Source organism: Streptomyces sp. IBSBF 3136, assembly GCF_036815105.1.
GTDB lineage: Bacteria > Actinomycetota > Actinomycetes > Streptomycetales > Streptomycetaceae > Streptomyces.
On record NZ_JAJSZC010000079.1, the window covers coordinates 1 to 15,260 of the forward strand.

Here is a 15,260-nt window from a genome sequence, read left to right on the forward strand (position 1 = left end):
GACGGAGCGGGGTCGCTGTCGGGGACGGGGGCGGACAGCAGGCCGGGGCCGGACATCCGGGGCGGTGCCGGCAGGGCCAGGGAGAACGGGGCGATCTCACTCAGCGGGCGTATCAGCGGGGAGACCGCGGCCGCACCGGCCATCACCGGTGTGGTCAGGCCGTGCACGGTGTCCTGGATCCGCCCGGTGGCCGGGGTCGGCACTCCGGGCAGCAGTGGCGCCGACATGGAGGTCGGTGCCACGGAGGTCTGGCCGAGCAGGCTGCTGCCCTGGAGCAGCGGTCCCACCGAGCGGCGGCGCTGGGACTCGGGCGTCGCCGCGCCCGCCCCGGTGCCGGCCGAGCGCGCGGGGATCACGTTGCCCGTGCCCGCGCCGCCGCGGACGTCGGCCGCCGTGTCACCGGGCAGGGCGGTGGTCACGCCGCCGAGGGCGAGGGCGGCCAGCGACACCGCGCCGGCGGCGGCGAACGCGAACCGCAGTCCGCGCGAGGCGGAGCGGTCGGCGTCCGGGCGGCCGACGGGGTGGATGCGGAAGCCGCGCTCCTCGGGGGCGCCGGGATGCGCGGGGACGGCGGGGACGTACCCGAACTCGAAGCGCTCGCCGCGCCTCAGGCCGAAGACCCCGGTGTCGGGTTCCCGTCCGAGGAGTCCGCCCCCGGGCGCCGGCGTGCCGCCGCCGTCCAGGTCACCTCCCCCGGGAAGGCCCTGGAGCCGGGCCAGGAAGCTCTCGGAGGGCGACGGTGGGGCCGCCTCGGCGAACACGTTCTTCAGGCGGCGCTGGGCGTCCGCCTCCGCCTTGCACCGGGCGCAGGTGGCCAGGTGGGCCAGGACCCGGTCACGCGACTCATGACCGAGCTCCCCGTCCACGAGGGCGGAGAGCCGGTCTCCCAGGTGCTGCTCCGCGAGATGCGAGGGTGTGGGTCGGGATCCGTTCACGCGGTCGCGCCCCCTCCCCCCAGAGCGGGGACACGGGCCACGAACGACCGCCGCTCGGTCCTGCGCGCGTCCGGCGAACGGTGGGCGAGTGCCTTGCGGAGCTGGGAGCGGCCGCGGTGGATGCGGGAGCGGACCGTGCCGAGCTTCACGCCGAGGGTGGCGGCGATCTCCTCGTACGACAGTCCTTCGATGTCGCACAGGACGACCGCGGCGCGGAACTCGGGCGCGAGGGTGTCGAGGGCCTGCTGGACGTCGGCGTCGAAGTGGGCGTCGTTGAACACCTGCTGCGGGGTGGGCTCGCGGCTGGGCAGGCGCTCGGCCGCGTCCTCGCCGAGGGCGTCGAAGCGGATGCGCTGCTTGCGCCGGACCATGTCCAGGAAGAGGTTGGTGGTGATGCGGTGCAGCCAGCCCTCGAACGTGCCCGGCGAGTACGTCGACAGGGAACGGAAGACCCGCACGAAGACCTCCTGGGTGAGGTCCTCGGCGTCGTGCTGGTTGCCGGTGAGGCGGTAGGCGAGCCGGTACACCCGGCCGCTGTGCGTGCTGACGATCTCCTCCCACGTGGGCGGAGTCCAAGCCTGCCCGTCCGCGTCGGTGGAAAAGGTCGCGGTCTGGGCGTCGGCCGCGGCGGCGCCGGCGGCGTGGCTGTGGTCAGCAGCGGTGTCGGTCACGGATTTCGGCCTGCCCGCCGACCCGAGGAAGCGCCGCAGCACTCCGCCCCGGTCCCCGGGCGTAGCCGCACCTCCCCTGTCGGCTCTGGTGGTGTCCAGTGGAGCCCCTACCATAGCCACCTCGCCCGTTAGCTCCGGATAAGCGGTTTTACGAGAATTTGATACGCGCTGATACGGCTGCGTCAGCATGTGCTGGGCGTCCTGGTCCACCTCGTACCCCCCCGTCGCGTTCCGGGCTCTCGTCCCCACCCTTTTAACGCCCGGTCCCATCTGCGGGTTCCCGACGCCAACGGATACAGTCACGCCGAGGCAACCACGGGGACAGGAGAGGGTCATTACCGCCAACCGGCAGACGAGCTGGGCGTTCGCCGACGCCTTTGTCGCCGAGGACGAAGCACTGCGCTGGGCCCGTGAACGGGCCCGCGAGGCAGGGCTGCGCTCGGTGTCGCCCGGCACGGGCGCCGCGCTGCGACTGCTCGCCGCCTCCGTGGACGCGAAGGCGGTCGCGGAGATCGGCACGGGCTGCGGGGTGTCGGGGATGAATCTGCTGCACGGCATGCGCCCGGACGGGGTGCTCACCACGGTCGACCAGGAGCCGGAGCACCAGCAGTTCGCCCGGCAGGCCTTCCGCGCCTGCGGCTTCGCCAGCAACCGGGCCCGTTTCATCCCCGGCCGCGCCCTGGACGTGCTGCCCCGGCTCGCGGACGCCGGCTACGACCTCGTCTTCTGCGACGCGGACCGGCTGGAGTACTCGGACTATCTCGCCGAATCGTTGCGCCTGCTGCGTCCGGGCGGGCTCGTGGTCTTCGAGGGGATCTTCGCCAGCGGCCGTACGGTCGACTCGGGACCGCAGCCCACGGAGGTGTTGCGGCTGCGCGAGCTGCTGCGCACGGTGCGGGAGAGCCAGGAACTGGTGACCTCGCTGCTGCCGGTGGGCGACGGTCTGCTGTGCGCCGTCAAGCGGTGAGTCCTCCCGCGCCGATGCCCCGCGGGCCGCGGGGGCCCGGGTATGCGACTGCCCCGGCACCGCTTACGATGCCGGGGCAGCCGGAAAGCCAGGAGCGTCGGCTCGTCAGACGACGACCTTCTTGAGGGCGTCGCCGAGCGCCTCGGCCTCGTCAGGGGTCAGCTCGACGACGAGTCGACCGCCGCCTTCGAGCGGAACGCGCATGACGATGCCCCGCCCCTCCTTGGTCACCTCGAGCGGGCCATCACCCGTCCGCGGCTTCATGGCCGCCATGCTCGTTCCCCTTCCTGAAACCAGGATCATCGTCTGCCGACGGCCCCCGGAGGGCACCCGCAGTCCGTGGCGGACACGCGTCACCGGCATCGAACACATTGCTTCCAAGCCATTATCCCGCATCTCAGGACCCGATGACCAACATCGGTAGGCATCGCTTGGGCAACGCGCGCGAGCAAAACCACTCAATTCGGGGATGTGACTGCGATACTGCGCCACCCCGCGGACCCCTCCGCCCCGAATCCGCTCCCGATTTCTTTGACGCAGGTCACACGTCCGGTCCGGTCACCGGACCTCGTCGTCCGCCATGCTGTCCTTCGGAGAGCGGCGTACCGGGCGGTACGTCACCAGTTGCGACACGAGGGGATGCGCCATGGCCGACACCGTGCTCTACGAGGTGAGCGACGGGCTCGCGACGATCACGCTGAACCGCCCCGAGGCGATGAACGCGCTGAACATCGCGACCAAGGTCGCCCTGCGGGAGGCGGCGGAATCCGCGGCCGCTGACACGGCCGTACGGGCGATCCTGCTGACCGCGGCCGGGGACCGGGCGTTCTGTGTGGGCCAGGACCTCAAGGAGCACATCGGGCTGCTGGTGTCGGACCGCGAGACGGGGTCCCGGCAGACCATGAGCACGGTCAAGGAGCACTACAACCCGATCGTGAAGGCGCTGGCCGGGGCGCCCAAGCCGGTCGTCGCCGCGGTGAACGGGGTGGCGGCCGGGGCGGGCTTCGGCTTCGCGCTCGCCGCCGACTACCGGGTGGTCGCCGAGACGGCGGCCTTCAACACCTCCTTCGCGGGCGTCGCGCTGACGGCGGACTCCGGCATCTCCTGGACACTGCCCCGGGTGATCGGCCCGGGCCGCGCCGCCGACCTGCTGCTCTTCCCGCGCAGCATCAGCGCCCAGGACGCGCTGGAGCTGGGCATCGCCAACCGGCTCGTGCCCTCCGCCGAGCTGCGCGCCGAGGCCGAGAAGGTGGCGCGGGCGCTGGCCGAGGGCCCGACCGTGGCCTACGCGGCGATCAAGGAGGCGATGGCCTACGGCCTGACGCACTCCCTCGCCGAGACCCTGGACAAGGAGGACGAGCTCCAGACCCGGGCCGGGCAGTCCGAGGACCACACGATCGCGGTGCAGGCGTTCGTGAACAAGGAGAAGCCGAAGTACCTCGGCCGCTGAGCGCCGGCTAGCGGGCGGACGGGCGGCCGCGGCTCACACAGGTCTCCAGGTGGTCGTCGACCAGCCCGCACGCCTGCATCAGCGCGTACGCCGTGGTCGGGCCGACGAATCTCAGGCCCCGCTTCTTCAGCGCCTTGGACAGGGCGGTGGACTCCGGGGTGACCGCGGGGACGTCGGCGAGTGTCTTCGGCGCCGGGCGGCCCGCCGGGTCGGGGGCGTGCGACCAGACGAGGTCGTCGAGGTCGCCCTCGGCCCAGCCGGCGAGCACGCGCGCGTTGGCGAGCGTCGCGTCGATCTTGGCGCGGTTGCGGATGATGCCCGCGTCGGTCAGCAGCCGCTCGCGGTCCTCGTCCGTGAAGGCGGCGACCTTCTCGATGTGGAAGCCGGCGAAGGCCGTACGGAAGCCCGGGCGGCGGCGCAGGATCGTGATCCAGGACAGGCCCGACTGGAACGCCTCCAGGCTGAGCCGCTCGAAGAGGGCGTCGTCGCCGTGGACCGGGCGGCCCCACTCCTCGTCGTGGTACGCCACGTAGTCCTCGGTGGACAGGGCCCAGGGGCAGCGCAGCGCGCCGTCCGGACCGGCGAGCGCGGCGCTCATCGCCCGCCCTCCGGGCCCGGCTTGTCCAGCCGGGTGTGCGCGGCCGCGCGGGCGCCCGCCAGCGCGGACTCCAGGTCGGCGATACGGGCGTCCCGCTCGGCGAGTTCGGCGGCGAGGCGGCCGAGGGCGTCGTCGACGTCGGCCATGCGGTAGCCGCGCGGGGTGACGGGGAAGCGCAGGGCCTCCACGTCGGCCCCGCTGACCGGGCGGTCCGGGGGCAGCGGGTCCTGGAGCCGCTCGGGGGCCGCTTCGGGCAGCGGCGCGCTCTCGCCGCCGCCCACCACGGCGAGTGTCACCGCCGCCACCACCACGGCGAGGGCGACGACCAGGAACAAGAACATGACCATCGTTGGAGGTCCCCACGCTCGATGTGCCGGACGCTGTGCCGGAAGCCGATTCTGTCTGGGTCCGATCGTGCCATGCGAGTCTGGCGGTTAGGGTCGCAGGCGGCGGTACTGCGGCAAGTCACGGGAGAGGTCACAGGGGATGCTCAGGCTGGGCAAGCGGGAATTCGGGCCGCACGAGCCGGTGGTGATGGCGATCGTGAACCGGACCCCGGACTCCTTCTACGACCAGGGGGCCACGTTCCGCGACGAGCCGGCGCTGGCGCGCGTGGAGCGGGCGGTGGCCGAGGGCGCCGCGATCGTCGACATCGGCGGGGTGAAGGCCGGGCCGGGCGAGGAGGTCACCGCCGAGGAGGAGGTGCGGCGCACCGTCGGCTTCGTCGCGGAGGTGCGGCGCCGCTTCCCGGACGTGATCATCAGCGTGGACACCTGGCGGGCCGAGGTCGGCGAGGCGGTGTGCGAGGCGGGTGCCGACCTGCTGAACGACGCCTGGGGCGGGGTGGACCCGGGACTGGCGGAGGTCGCCGCGCGCCACGAGGTGGGGCTGGTGTGCACGCACGCGGGCGGTGCCGCGCCGCGGACCCGGCCGCACCGGGTGACGTACGACGACGTCATGGCGGACATCCTGAAGGTGACCGTGGGCCTGGCGGAGCGCGCCGTCGCACTGGGCGTGCCCCGGGAGTCGGTGCTGATCGACCCGGGGCACGACTTCGGCAAGAACACCCGGCACAGCCTGGAGGCGACGCGGCGGCTGGAGGAGATGGTCGCCACGGGGTGGCCGGTGCTGGTGTCGCTGTCGAACAAGGACTTCGTGGGCGAGACGCTGGACCGGCCGGTCAAGGAGCGGCTGATCGGGACGCTGGCCACGACGGCGGTGTCGGCGTGGCTCGGCGCCCAGGTCTACCGGGTGCACGAGGTCGCCGAGACCCGCCAGGTGCTGGAGATGGTGGCGTCGATCGCCGGGCACCGCCCTCCCGCGGTGGCCCGGCGAGGCGTGGCCTAGGGCCGCTAGCGGCCCGCCTCCTTCGACACCAGGGCGACCGCTTCCTGCACGTCGTCCGTGACGTGGAAGAGCAGCAGGTCCTTCTCGGCCGCCTTGCCCTGGGCCACCACGGTCCGCTTGAGCCAGTCCACCAGACCGCCCCAGTACTCGCTGCCGAAGAGGACGATCGGGAAGCGGGTGACCTTCTGGGTCTGGACCAGGGTGAGGGCCTCGAAGAGTTCGTCCAGGGTGCCGAGGCCGCCCGGCAGCACGACGAAGCCCTGCGCGTACTTCACGAACATCATCTTGCGGACGAAGAAGTAGCGGAAGTTCAGCCCGATGTCGACGTAGGGGTTCAGCCCCTGCTCGAAGGGAAGTTCGATACCGAGGCCCACCGAGGTGCCGCCCGCCTCGCACGCGCCCCGGTTGGCCGCCTCCATGGCGCCGGGTCCACCGCCGGTGATCACGGCCCAGCCGGCCTCCACCAGACCACGGCCCAGGCGCACCCCGGCGTCGTAGTCCGGTGAGTCCACCGGGGTGCGCGCGGAGCCGAACACGCTGATCGCGGGCGGGAGTTCGGCGAGCGTGCCGAAGCCCTCGATGAACTCCGACTGGATCCGCAGCACCCGCCAGGGGTCGGTGTGCACCCAGTCCGTGGGCGCGCGCTCGTCCAGGAGCCGCTGGTCCGTCGTGCTGGCCGTGACCTGCCCGCGCCGCCGGAGGACCGGTCCGAGCCGCTGCTCGTCCGGCGGCTGCTTCTTCCCCTCGGGGTTGCCGGTCGCCATGTGCGCTCCCTCCGCTTGCCGGTAGTTCGATCTCAGACTAGATCCACGCGGGTTACGGAGGGGGGACGTGAGCATGTCGGACGTGCAGCGCCGTCCGGCGGGCCGCTACGCGGTGAGCCACGCGCGCAGCCGCTCCTCGCCCGCGAGGATCTTCGCCACCTCCACCCGCTCGTCCCGCTTGTGCGCCAGGTGCGGGTTGCCGGGCCCGTAGTTGACGGCGGGCACGCCCAGCGCGGAGAAGCGGGAGACGTCCGTCCAGCCGTACTTGGGCTGCGGGGTGCCGCCCACCGCCTCGATGAAGGCGGCGGCGGCCGGGTGCGAGAGGCCGGGCAGCGCGCCGGGGCTGTGGTCGTCGATCACGAACTCCGCCACCCCGCAGTCCGCGAACACCTCGCGGACGTGGGCGATCGCCTCCTCCTCGGTGCGGTCGGGGGCGTAGCGGAAGTTCACGGTCACCACGCACTCGTCCGGGATGACGTTGCCGGCCACTCCGCCGGACACGCGGACGGCGTTGAGGCCCTCGCGGTACTCCAGGCCGTCGATGACCGGCCACCGGGGCTCGTAGGAGGCGAGCCGGGCCAGGATCGGGGCGGCCGCGTGGATGGCGTTGGAGCCCATCCAGCCGCGCGCGGAGTGGGCCCGCTCGCCCGAGGTTCGCAGCAGCACCCGCAGGGTGCCCTGGCAGCCGCCCTCAACCTGTCCGTCGGACGGCTCCAGCAGGACCGCGAAGTCGCCCCGCAGCCACTCCGGATGGGCCTCGGCCACGTGCCGCAGGCCGTTCAGTTCGGCGGCGACCTCCTCGTTGTCGTAGAACACGAAGGTCAGGTCGCGGTTGGGGGCGGGGACCGTGGCCGCGATGCGCAGCTGGACCGCCACCCCGGACTTCATGTCGCAGGTGCCGCAGCCCCACAGCACGCCGTCCTCGTCCAGCCGGGACGGCACGTTGTCCGCGATCGGCACGGTGTCGATGTGGCCGGCCAGGATCACCCGCTCCGCCCGGCCGAGGTCGGTCCGGGCGATCACGTTGTTGCCGTGGCGGTCCACCGTCAGGTGCGGCAGGGCGCGCAGGGCGGCCTCGATCGCGTCCGCGAGAGGCTTCTCGGTACCGCTCTCCGAGGGGAAGTCCACGAGTCGCGCGGTGAGCGCCGCGGCGTCCAGCGAGAGATCGAGCAAGGTGTCGGCCATGCCGCCGACCCTAGCGCGCCCGCCCGGAGGCCCCGATGGGCCGCGGTTCGCCCACCCGGCTCCGGGGGAGGGAAGGGCTCCGCTACCTTGTACGCGTGTCAGAGCCGTCCCCCATTCGCCCCAAGCGTCGCGGCCGCCTCCTGCGTCTCGGCGCGGCCCTGCTGGTCCTGTGCGGCGTCGCCGCCTACCTCGTGGTGCAGTACGTCACCGGGGGCGGCGGAGCGCGCGGCTGCAAGGTGGTGTCGAGCACCGGAGACGGCGCGTCCTACGAGTTCACGCCGGAGCAGGCGGCGAACGCCGCGACGATCGCCGCCGTCGGCACCGGGCGGAACATGCCCCGGCGGGCGGTGACGATCGCGCTGGCGACAGCCATCCAGGAGTCGGGGCTGCGCAACATCGAGCACGGCGACCGGGACTCGCTCGGCCTGTTCCAGCAGCGGCCCTCGCAGGGCTGGGGCACCGAGCGGCAGATCATGGACCCGGCGTACGCGGCGGGCATCTTCTACGCGCACCTGGCCAGGGTGCCGGACTACGGCAGTCTGCCGCTGACGGTCGCGGCGCAGCGGGTGCAGCGCAGCGGCTTCCCGGAGGCGTACGCCAAGCACGAGCAGGACGCCGAGCTGCTGGCCGCGGCGCTGACCGGGACCGCGGCGGCCACGCTGACCTGCGACGGACGCCCGGGAACCGGTGTGGAGGCGACCGGGCCCGACGCGGTGCGGGCGGCGCTGGTACGCGACTTCGGGCGGGACGCGCTGCAGGAGACCGGCGCGGAGGTGGGGGGCACGACGGTGCCGTCGCCCTCGCCGTCGCCGAGCGTCACCGCGACCGCGCACGGGCGGACCGTGACCGTGCCGGTGCCCGAGGGGGCGCGGACGGACGCGACCGGGCGCGGTGAGCGGCAGCGGGGCTGGCAGCTGGCGCACTGGGCCGTGGCCAACTCCTCGGCGCTGCACATCGAGCGGGTGTCGTACGCGGGCCGGGAGTGGACCGCGGGCAGCGGCGGCGGGCAGTGGCACACCGCCCGCCCACAGGGCACCGGGGGCGCGGAGAAGTCCTCGGGGGCGGTCCGGATCGTCACCGGACAGTAGTACGACGCCTCACTCGGCCGGGTTGCGCGGCTCCGGGGAGCGCCCACGTCCCGGCACACCGCGCCGGATTTCCGCCCGCCCTAGGGATTGCAGGGCGGTAAGGATTCTGCACGGGCACGGAAGGGCGTCCTTTGCCCGTTTTTATCCACAAACGATAATGCGATGCGTTATCCATTCTTTACCTTCGGCGTCCGCAACCTTCGTCGGCCTCGAGCGGTAGTCACGGCGTCCGAGCTCGGACGACCACAGCGTTCTCCCCCGTCGAATGGAGCATCATGTCCCTCCCCCTGACCCGCCGGATCGCCCGTGCCGCGCTGCTCGTCGCAGCGGGAGCGGCCGCCGGGGTCGGTGCGGCCGGCTCTGCCGGCGCGGCCACCAACCTGCCGGCGGCCACCCCGAACCTCGGCGGCCTGACCGCTCTGGACGGGGCGCAGGTCGGCAACACCGTCGACGGTGCGGCGCAGCACGTCACCGGCCTCGCGGGCAACGCGGGCGGCAAGGCGGTCGAGCAGGCGGTGCCGGCCGCCGGCAAGACCGGCGGCGGTGCCGTGAAGAAGACGACGCCCGTGGCGCAGAAGGCCGCGGGGGACGCGGCCGGGGCCGCCGGAGGTGTCCTCGGTGACACCGCGGCCGGTGCGACCAAGGGCGGGCTGCCGACGGACTCCCTCACCAAGGGCGGGCTGCCCACCTCGTCACTGCCCACCTCCTCGCTGCCGACGAAGGGCCTGCCGCTGGGCGGCTGACCCCCGGACACGCCGACGGGGTCCAGGGAGCTCCCTGGACCCCGTTCGTGTGCGCCGGCGCCTCGCGGGCGGCGCGGTCAGGCCGTCAGGCGTGCCACCGCCGCGGCGACGCGTTCGTCCGTCGCCGTCAGCGCCACCCGTACGAACGTCTCGCCGGCCTCGCCGTAGAAGTCGCCGGGCGCCACCAGGATGCCGAGGCCGGCCAGGTGGGCCACGGTCTGCCAGCAGGACTCGCCGCGGGTCGCCCAGAGGTAGAGGCTGGCCTCGCTGTGCTCGATGCGGAAGCCGTGCCCGAGGAGCGCCTCCCGCAGGGCCGTGCGACGGGCCGCGTAGCGCGCGCGCTGGGCGTGCACGTGCTCGTCGTCGCCGAGGGCCGCCACCACGGCCGCCTGCGTCGGCGCCGAGGTCATCATGCCGCCGTGCTTGCGGATCTCCAGCAGCGGGCCGAGGACGGCCGGGTCGCCGGCCAGGAAGGCGGCGCGGTAGCCGGCCAGATTGGACCGCTTGGAGAGCGAGTGGACGGCGACGATGCCGTCGTAGGAGCCGCCGTTGACGTCGGGGTGCAGGACGGAGACCGGGTCGGCCTCCCAGCCCAGCTCGATGTAGCACTCGTCGGAGACGAGGAGCACGCCGTGGGCACGGGCCCAGGCGACGATCCCGGTCAGTTCCTCCCGGGACAGCACCCGGCCGGTCGGGTTCGACGGCGAGTTCAGCCACAGGAGCTTCAGGCCGGCCGGGTCCAGCTCGCGCGGGTCGTCGTACACCTCGTACTCCGCGCGGGCCAGGCGGGCGCCGACCTCGTAGGTCGGGTAGGCCAGGCGCGGGTAGGCCACCCGGTCGCCGGGGCCGAGACCGAGCTGGGTCGGCAGCCAGGCGACCAGTTCCTTGGAGCCGACGACCGGCAGGACGTGGCGGTGGGTGACCCCGCGGGCGCCGAGGCGGCGCTCCAGCCAGCCCGTGATCGCGTCGCGCAGCGCGGGGGTGCCCCAGACCGTCGGGTAGCCCGGCGAGTCGGCCGCGTCGATCAGGGCCTTCTGGATCAGTTCGGGGACCGGGTCGACCGGGGTGCCGACGGACAGGTCGACGATTCCGTCCGGGTGGGCCGCGGCCGTCTTCTTGTACGGCTCCAGCTTGTCCCAGGGGAAGGTGGGGAGACGATCGGAGACTGCGGACACGGAAACTGGCTCTCTTTCGTCGGTACGGCAAACGCCTCGATCCCGTACGGCGCTGATCAGGGCGATCGGCCGTACGGGACCGAGGCGGCGCCGGCGCGGGCCGCTAGGCCGTCCGGAAGGTCACTCGCCCTGCGGGGGCAGCGCGGCGATGACGGGGTGGTCGCGCTCGATCAGGCCGAGCTTGCTGGCACCACCGGGAGAGCCCAGCTCGTCGAAGAACTCGACGTTCGCCTTGTAGTAGTCCTTCCACTCCTCCGGAGTGTCGTCCTCGTAGAAGATCGCCTCGACCGGGCAGACCGGCTCACAGGCACCACAGTCGACGCATTCGTCCGGGTGGATGTACAAGGACCGCTGGCCCTCGTAGATGCAGTCGACCGGGCACTCCTCGATGCACGCCTTGTCCTTCACGTCGACACAAGGCTGCGCGATGACGTAGGTCACGCTGTCGTTCCTCCTCGATAGGGCGCTGGCGGGCCTCCGTAGGCTCCGCCGCCTGGCGCGCGGGAGCGCGGCGTCGTCGATGCCCGCCCCTAGTATCTCCGTTTCGGGGCATGATCCGAACAGGAGGGGTGAACTGACCAGTGGAAATCTCGGCGCAAGGACGCCTCGAGGTCCGTATCACCACTGCTGACGTGGGCAAACGGGTCTCCGTACGGCGCTTGAGCGAACCTGGTGCGACGCCGGAGAAGTTCACCGACACGGTGGGTGTTCTCACATCATGGGACGCAGGCGTGCTCATGATCACACGGCGGGACGGAGAAAGCGTCCGGATCCCGGAGTCCGCGCTGGTCGCGGGAAAGGTCGTGCCGGCCGCCCCGGCGCGCCGCAGGGGCCCGGCGGCCACTTATCCCGAGCTCGCCCGCGCCGCCGCGCGCGCGTGGCGGCCGGTGGAGAGCGAGCCGCTCGGCGAGTGGGAGCTGCGGGCGGCGGCCGAGCCGCTTCCGGCCGGGGCGGCCGGGCGGCGGAGGGGCTTCACCCGGCGGGCCAACAGCGTGCTGCCGCTCGGTGACCCCGGGCGGCCGCTGGACGAGGCGCTGGCGGCCGTACGGCGCTGGTACGGCGAACGCGGCCTGCCCGCCTACGTGCAGACGGCGACCGGCGCCGAGGGCACCCAGGAGCTGCTGTGCGCGGAGCTGGAGCGGCGCGGCTGGGTCCGGGAGGTGACCGCCGAACTGTGGATCGGGGCGCTGGCACCGGTCGCGGACCGGGCCGAGGGCGCCGGGGTGGTGCTGTCCCGGTCGGCGGACGAGGCGTGGCTCGCCCGCTACCGGCGCGGGCCGGTGGGCGAGGTGGCCCTGCGCGTGCTCGGCAGCGGCCCGTCGGTGTGGTTCGCGACCGTGCCGGGGGACGGCCCGGACGCGCCGGTGGCGGCCATCGGGCGGTGTGTGGTGGACGGGCGGTGGGCCGGGTTCGCCGCCGTCGAGGTCGATCCGGCCCGGCGCCGGCAGGGCCTGGCCACCGAGGTGATGGCCGCGCTGGCCGGGCGGGCTCTGGAAGAGGGCGCCTCGGCGGCCTGGCTTCAGGTGGAGGACGACAACGAGGGCGCGCGCTCCCTGTACGCGGGCCTGGGCATGGCCCCGCACCACGCCTACCACCATTACCGGGAACCGGACGAGTCCGGCCCCGCGCGGTCGTAGGAACCCCCGTGGAAGGGCATAGGCCAGGCATGCGGCACCCTCATCTCCCGCCCCCGTATCCGCCCCCGCCGGAACGGTCCGCCGAGCTGCGGCGGCGGTTCGGGGAGGAGGCCCGGTCCGAACGGCCCGACCTGTCGGCGCTGTGCCTGCTGATCGGCGCCGAGGCGGACGGTTCGCTGGACGAGGCCGGCATCGACGCGGCCCAGGTGGAGCTCGACCGGCTCGCCGGGCAGCTGCCGTTCCGGCCGGGCGGGCCGCGGGCGTGGGCGGAGGCGGTGTGCGGGCTGCTGGGCGGGCGCCTGGGGTTCCACGGCAGACCGGCCGACTACCAGCGGCTGGAGTCCTCGCTGCTGCACGAGGTGCTGCGGCGGCGGCGCGGGCTGCCGATCCTGCTGTCGGTGGTGTGGCTGGAGGCCGCCCGGCGGGCCGGGGCGCCGGTGTACGGGGTGGCGCTGCCCGGTCACTTCGTCGTCGGGTTCGGGCCGGAGCGTGACCAGGTGCTGGTCGATCCGTTCGACGGCGGCCGGGTGCTGACCGGTACCGACACCGAGCTGCTGGTGGCGGGCGCCACCGGGGCGCCGCTGGAGCCCTCCATGCTGGTGCCCGCCGAGCCGCTGGAGGTCGTCCAGCGGATCCTGAACAACATCCGGGCGTGGGCCGCGGCCAGGCCCGAGCGCTCGGACGTGGCGCTGCGGGCGGTCGAGCTGAGCCTGCTGCTGCCCTCGCATCCGGCCCGGCTGCGCTACGAGCGCGGCCAACTACTGGTGCAGCGAGGTGAGTTCGTGGCGGGCGCCGCCGAGCTCGACGCCTACGCGCATCTGATCGAGGTGGTCGACGAACCGGCCGCCCTGCGGGTGCGGCAGCAGGCCGAGACGGCCCGGGCGATGCTCAACTGAGCCCTCACAGCCAGCCCTTCTCCCGGGCCGTGCGCACCGCCTCGGCCCGGTTGCGCACGGCCAGCTTCTGTATGGCCGTGGAGAGGTAGTTGCGGACCGTGCCCTGGGACAGGTGCAGGGCGGCGGCGAGTTCGGCGTTGGTGGAGCCGTCGGCCGCGGCGCGCAGGACCTCGCGCTCGCGGTCGGTGAGCGGGTTGGCGCCCTCGGCCAGCGCGGCGGCGGCCAGCGTGGGGTCGATGACCCGCTCCCCGGCCAGCACCTTGCGTACGGCGGCGGCGAGCTGGGCGGCGGGCGCGTCCTTGACCAGGAAGGCGTCGGCGCCCGCCTCCATGGCGCTGCGCAGATAGCCGGGGCGGCCGAAGGTGGTGAGGACGACGAGCTTGACCGCCGGGTACCTGCGGTGCACCTGGGCGGCGGCCTCGATGCCGGTGCAGCCGGGCATCTCGATGTCGAGCAGCGCCACGTCGACGCCGTGCGCGCCGACGGCCGCCAGCACCTCGTCGCCGCGGGCGACCTGGGCGACGACCTCGATGTCGTCCTCGAGGCCGAGCAGGGCGGCGAGTGCCTCGCGCACCATCGACTGGTCCTCGGCGAGGAGGACCTTGATCACGCTCGTCATGCCCCGGATACTACGGCCACCACGGGGGGTGCGGGGACCCGGGCGAGCAACCGGAAACCGTGCCTGATCCGGCCCGCCTCCAGCGCGCCGCCCACCTTCTCCAGCCGCTCGGTCAGGCCGGTCAGTCCGTTGCCAGGCCCCCTGCCCGCGCCGCCGGACCCGTTGTCCTCGACGGTGAGTTCGAGGACCGGGCCGTCCAGGGTCTGGCGGCGCAGGAGCTGGACCAGGCACCGGTCGGCGCCGCTGTGCCGGACCACGTTGGTGACCGCCTCGCGCAGGGTCCAGGCGAGGGTGGCCTCGGCCTCCTCGGCGATGCCGGTGAGGTCGGGGTCGGCGGGTACCTCGGCCAGCACCCCGGCCGCGGTCAGCGCGACCTGGGCGCCGGCGAGTTCGGCGGCGAGGCGGGGGCGGCGGTAGCCGGTGACGGCCTCCCGTACGTCGACCAGGGCCTGCCGGCTGACCTGTTCGATGTCGGCGACCTGCTGGGCCGCCTTGTCGGGGTGGCCGGGCAGCATCCGGCCGGCCAGCTCGCTCTTGAGCGTGATCAGGGACAGTGAGTGGCCGAGCAGGTCGTGCAGGTCACGGGCGAGCCGCAGCCGCTCCTCGTTCGCGGCGAGCTGGGCGACGGTGGCCCGGGCCCGGCGCAGTTCGATCGTCGTGCGGACCAGTTGGCCGACGCCGGTCATCGCGAAGCCGATGAGCAGGGTGAGCAGGAGCAGGTCGCGCGCCTCCTGGACGTCGGAGTGCAGTCCGACCAGGTACATCGTGACGGCGGAGGCCGGGATGGCCCAGTAGGCCGCCCGGAGCGGCAGCGTCGCCCCGCAGGCCACCGAGAGGTAGATGAACAGGCCGAGCCAGGCGCCGCCGAGGCTGTAGGCCAGCAGGGGCGCCAGGACGCCGAGGACCGCGAGCAGGCTGATCACCAGCCTCGGCGCGAAGGGCCGGCCCATGTTGCGGAAGACCAGCGCCAGGTAGCACCCGACGAAGGCGGCGAGGCCGGCCGCCCCCGCGGCGGTCGCCCCGGTGGTGTGGGCGCCGCCGGCCAGGTCCTCGATCGGTGACTTGAGGAAGACCAGCCAGACGCCTATCCAGAGCACCTTGACCGTCATCTCGCGCCGGTTGCGGGGCGGCCAGCCCACGGGTACGTGCTTCGCGGTGGGCGCCTTGCCGTCTTCCGTCATGGTG

18 protein-coding genes are annotated in these 15,260 nt (G+C 73.5%); 7 read left to right on the forward strand and 11 right to left on the reverse strand.

From position 1 onward, the window contains the following. Together V7E45_RS18655 and sigE are read right to left on the reverse strand one after the other, a co-directional pair. A partial coding sequence (locus V7E45_RS18655; RefSeq protein ID WP_333775313.1) for an anti-sigma factor family protein occupies positions 1-935 on the reverse strand: 935 nt, incomplete at its 3' end. Beyond that, positions 932-1,648, reverse strand: coding sequence for an RNA polymerase sigma factor SigE (gene sigE, locus V7E45_RS18660; RefSeq protein ID WP_333775314.1), 717 nt, complete (start codon positions 1,646-1,648; stop codon positions 932-934). The genes V7E45_RS18655 and sigE, both read right to left, overlap by 4 nt. Before the next feature lie 226 nt (positions 1,649-1,874). Here sigE and V7E45_RS18665 point away from each other — a divergent pair, with 226 nt between their 5' ends. Continuing rightward, complete coding sequence (locus V7E45_RS18665) at positions 1,875-2,573, forward strand: O-methyltransferase (protein ID WP_333775340.1); 699 nt, start codon at positions 1,875-1,877, stop codon at positions 2,571-2,573. Between the two features lie 105 nt (positions 2,574-2,678). On the opposite strand, the gene V7E45_RS18670 is transcribed toward V7E45_RS18665, so the two are convergent. Then, positions 2,679-2,846: a DUF3117 domain-containing protein gene (locus tag V7E45_RS18670; RefSeq protein WP_018544333.1), complete on the reverse strand. Its 168-nt coding sequence runs from the start codon at positions 2,844-2,846 to the stop codon at positions 2,679-2,681. A gap of 373 nt (positions 2,847-3,219) precedes the next feature. Between V7E45_RS18670 and V7E45_RS18675 the strand changes: the two genes are divergently transcribed. Next, positions 3,220-4,023, forward strand: coding sequence for an enoyl-CoA hydratase/isomerase family protein (locus V7E45_RS18675; protein ID WP_333775315.1), 804 nt, complete (start codon positions 3,220-3,222; stop codon positions 4,021-4,023). Positions 4,024-4,030: 7 nt separating this feature from the next. Here the strand turns inward: V7E45_RS18675 and V7E45_RS18680 are convergent, their stop codons facing one another. After that, a complete protein-coding gene (locus V7E45_RS18680; RefSeq protein WP_333775316.1) occupies positions 4,031-4,621 on the reverse strand; it encodes a DNA-3-methyladenine glycosylase I in 591 nt (196 codons plus the stop codon). Continuing rightward, a complete protein-coding gene (locus V7E45_RS18685) occupies positions 4,618-4,968 on the reverse strand; it encodes a DivIVA domain-containing protein (protein ID WP_333775317.1) in 351 nt (116 codons plus the stop codon). Before V7E45_RS18685 ends, V7E45_RS18680 begins: the two co-directional genes overlap by 4 nt. 139 nt (positions 4,969-5,107) lie before the next feature. Between V7E45_RS18685 and folP the strand changes: the two genes are divergently transcribed. Beyond that, positions 5,108-5,968 carry a dihydropteroate synthase gene (gene folP, locus V7E45_RS18690; protein WP_333775318.1) on the forward strand — a complete coding sequence of 287 codons (861 nt, stop codon included), beginning with the start codon at positions 5,108-5,110 and terminating at the stop codon, positions 5,966-5,968. A gap of 5 nt (positions 5,969-5,973) precedes the next feature. Here folP and V7E45_RS18695 read toward each other — a convergent pair whose 3' ends face one another. After that, entirely contained in the window at positions 5,974-6,732 is a 759-nt protein-coding gene (locus V7E45_RS18695; RefSeq protein ID WP_333775319.1) for a TIGR00730 family Rossman fold protein, read from the reverse strand. Positions 6,733-6,837: 105 nt separating this feature from the next. Beyond that, positions 6,838-7,917 (reverse strand): succinyl-diaminopimelate desuccinylase, encoded by a 1,080-nt coding sequence (gene dapE, locus V7E45_RS18700; RefSeq protein ID WP_333775320.1) that lies wholly within the window; start codon positions 7,915-7,917, stop codon positions 6,838-6,840. A 95-nt stretch (positions 7,918-8,012) separates the two neighbouring features. Between dapE and V7E45_RS18705 the strand changes: the two genes are divergently transcribed. Both V7E45_RS18705 and V7E45_RS18710 read left to right on the forward strand, forming a co-directional pair. Further along, complete coding sequence (locus V7E45_RS18705) at positions 8,013-9,005, forward strand: heavy metal transporter (protein WP_333775321.1); 993 nt, start codon at positions 8,013-8,015, stop codon at positions 9,003-9,005. 275 nt (positions 9,006-9,280) lie between these two features. Beyond that, positions 9,281-9,748 carry an ATP-binding protein gene (locus tag V7E45_RS18710; RefSeq protein WP_333775322.1) on the forward strand — a complete coding sequence of 156 codons (468 nt, stop codon included), beginning with the start codon at positions 9,281-9,283 and terminating at the stop codon, positions 9,746-9,748. A gap of 77 nt (positions 9,749-9,825) precedes the next feature. On the opposite strand, the gene V7E45_RS18715 is transcribed toward V7E45_RS18710, so the two are convergent. Continuing rightward, a complete protein-coding gene (locus V7E45_RS18715; RefSeq protein WP_333775323.1) occupies positions 9,826-10,923 on the reverse strand; it encodes a bifunctional succinyldiaminopimelate transaminase/glutamate-prephenate aminotransferase in 1,098 nt (365 codons plus the stop codon). A gap of 120 nt (positions 10,924-11,043) precedes the next feature. Next, positions 11,044-11,364, reverse strand: coding sequence for a ferredoxin (gene fdxA, locus V7E45_RS18720; protein ID WP_020942069.1), 321 nt, complete (start codon positions 11,362-11,364; stop codon positions 11,044-11,046). 140 nt (positions 11,365-11,504) lie between these two features. Between fdxA and V7E45_RS18725 the strand changes: the two genes are divergently transcribed. Both V7E45_RS18725 and V7E45_RS18730 read left to right on the forward strand, forming a co-directional pair. Continuing rightward, complete coding sequence (locus V7E45_RS18725; RefSeq protein ID WP_333775324.1) at positions 11,505-12,560, forward strand: GNAT family N-acetyltransferase; 1,056 nt, start codon at positions 11,505-11,507, stop codon at positions 12,558-12,560. Positions 12,561-12,589: 29 nt separating this feature from the next. Next, positions 12,590-13,456 (forward strand): transglutaminase-like domain-containing protein, encoded by an 867-nt coding sequence (locus tag V7E45_RS18730; RefSeq protein WP_333775325.1) that lies wholly within the window; start codon positions 12,590-12,592, stop codon positions 13,454-13,456. Positions 13,457-13,460: 4 nt separating this feature from the next. Here the strand turns inward: V7E45_RS18730 and V7E45_RS18735 are convergent, their stop codons facing one another. After that, entirely contained in the window at positions 13,461-14,075 is a 615-nt protein-coding gene (locus V7E45_RS18735) for a response regulator transcription factor (protein WP_043476371.1), read from the reverse strand. Further along, complete coding sequence (locus V7E45_RS18740; RefSeq protein ID WP_333775341.1) at positions 14,072-15,256, reverse strand: sensor histidine kinase; 1,185 nt, start codon at positions 15,254-15,256, stop codon at positions 14,072-14,074. Before V7E45_RS18740 ends, V7E45_RS18735 begins: the two co-directional genes overlap by 4 nt. Positions 15,257-15,260: the final 4 nt, after the last annotated feature.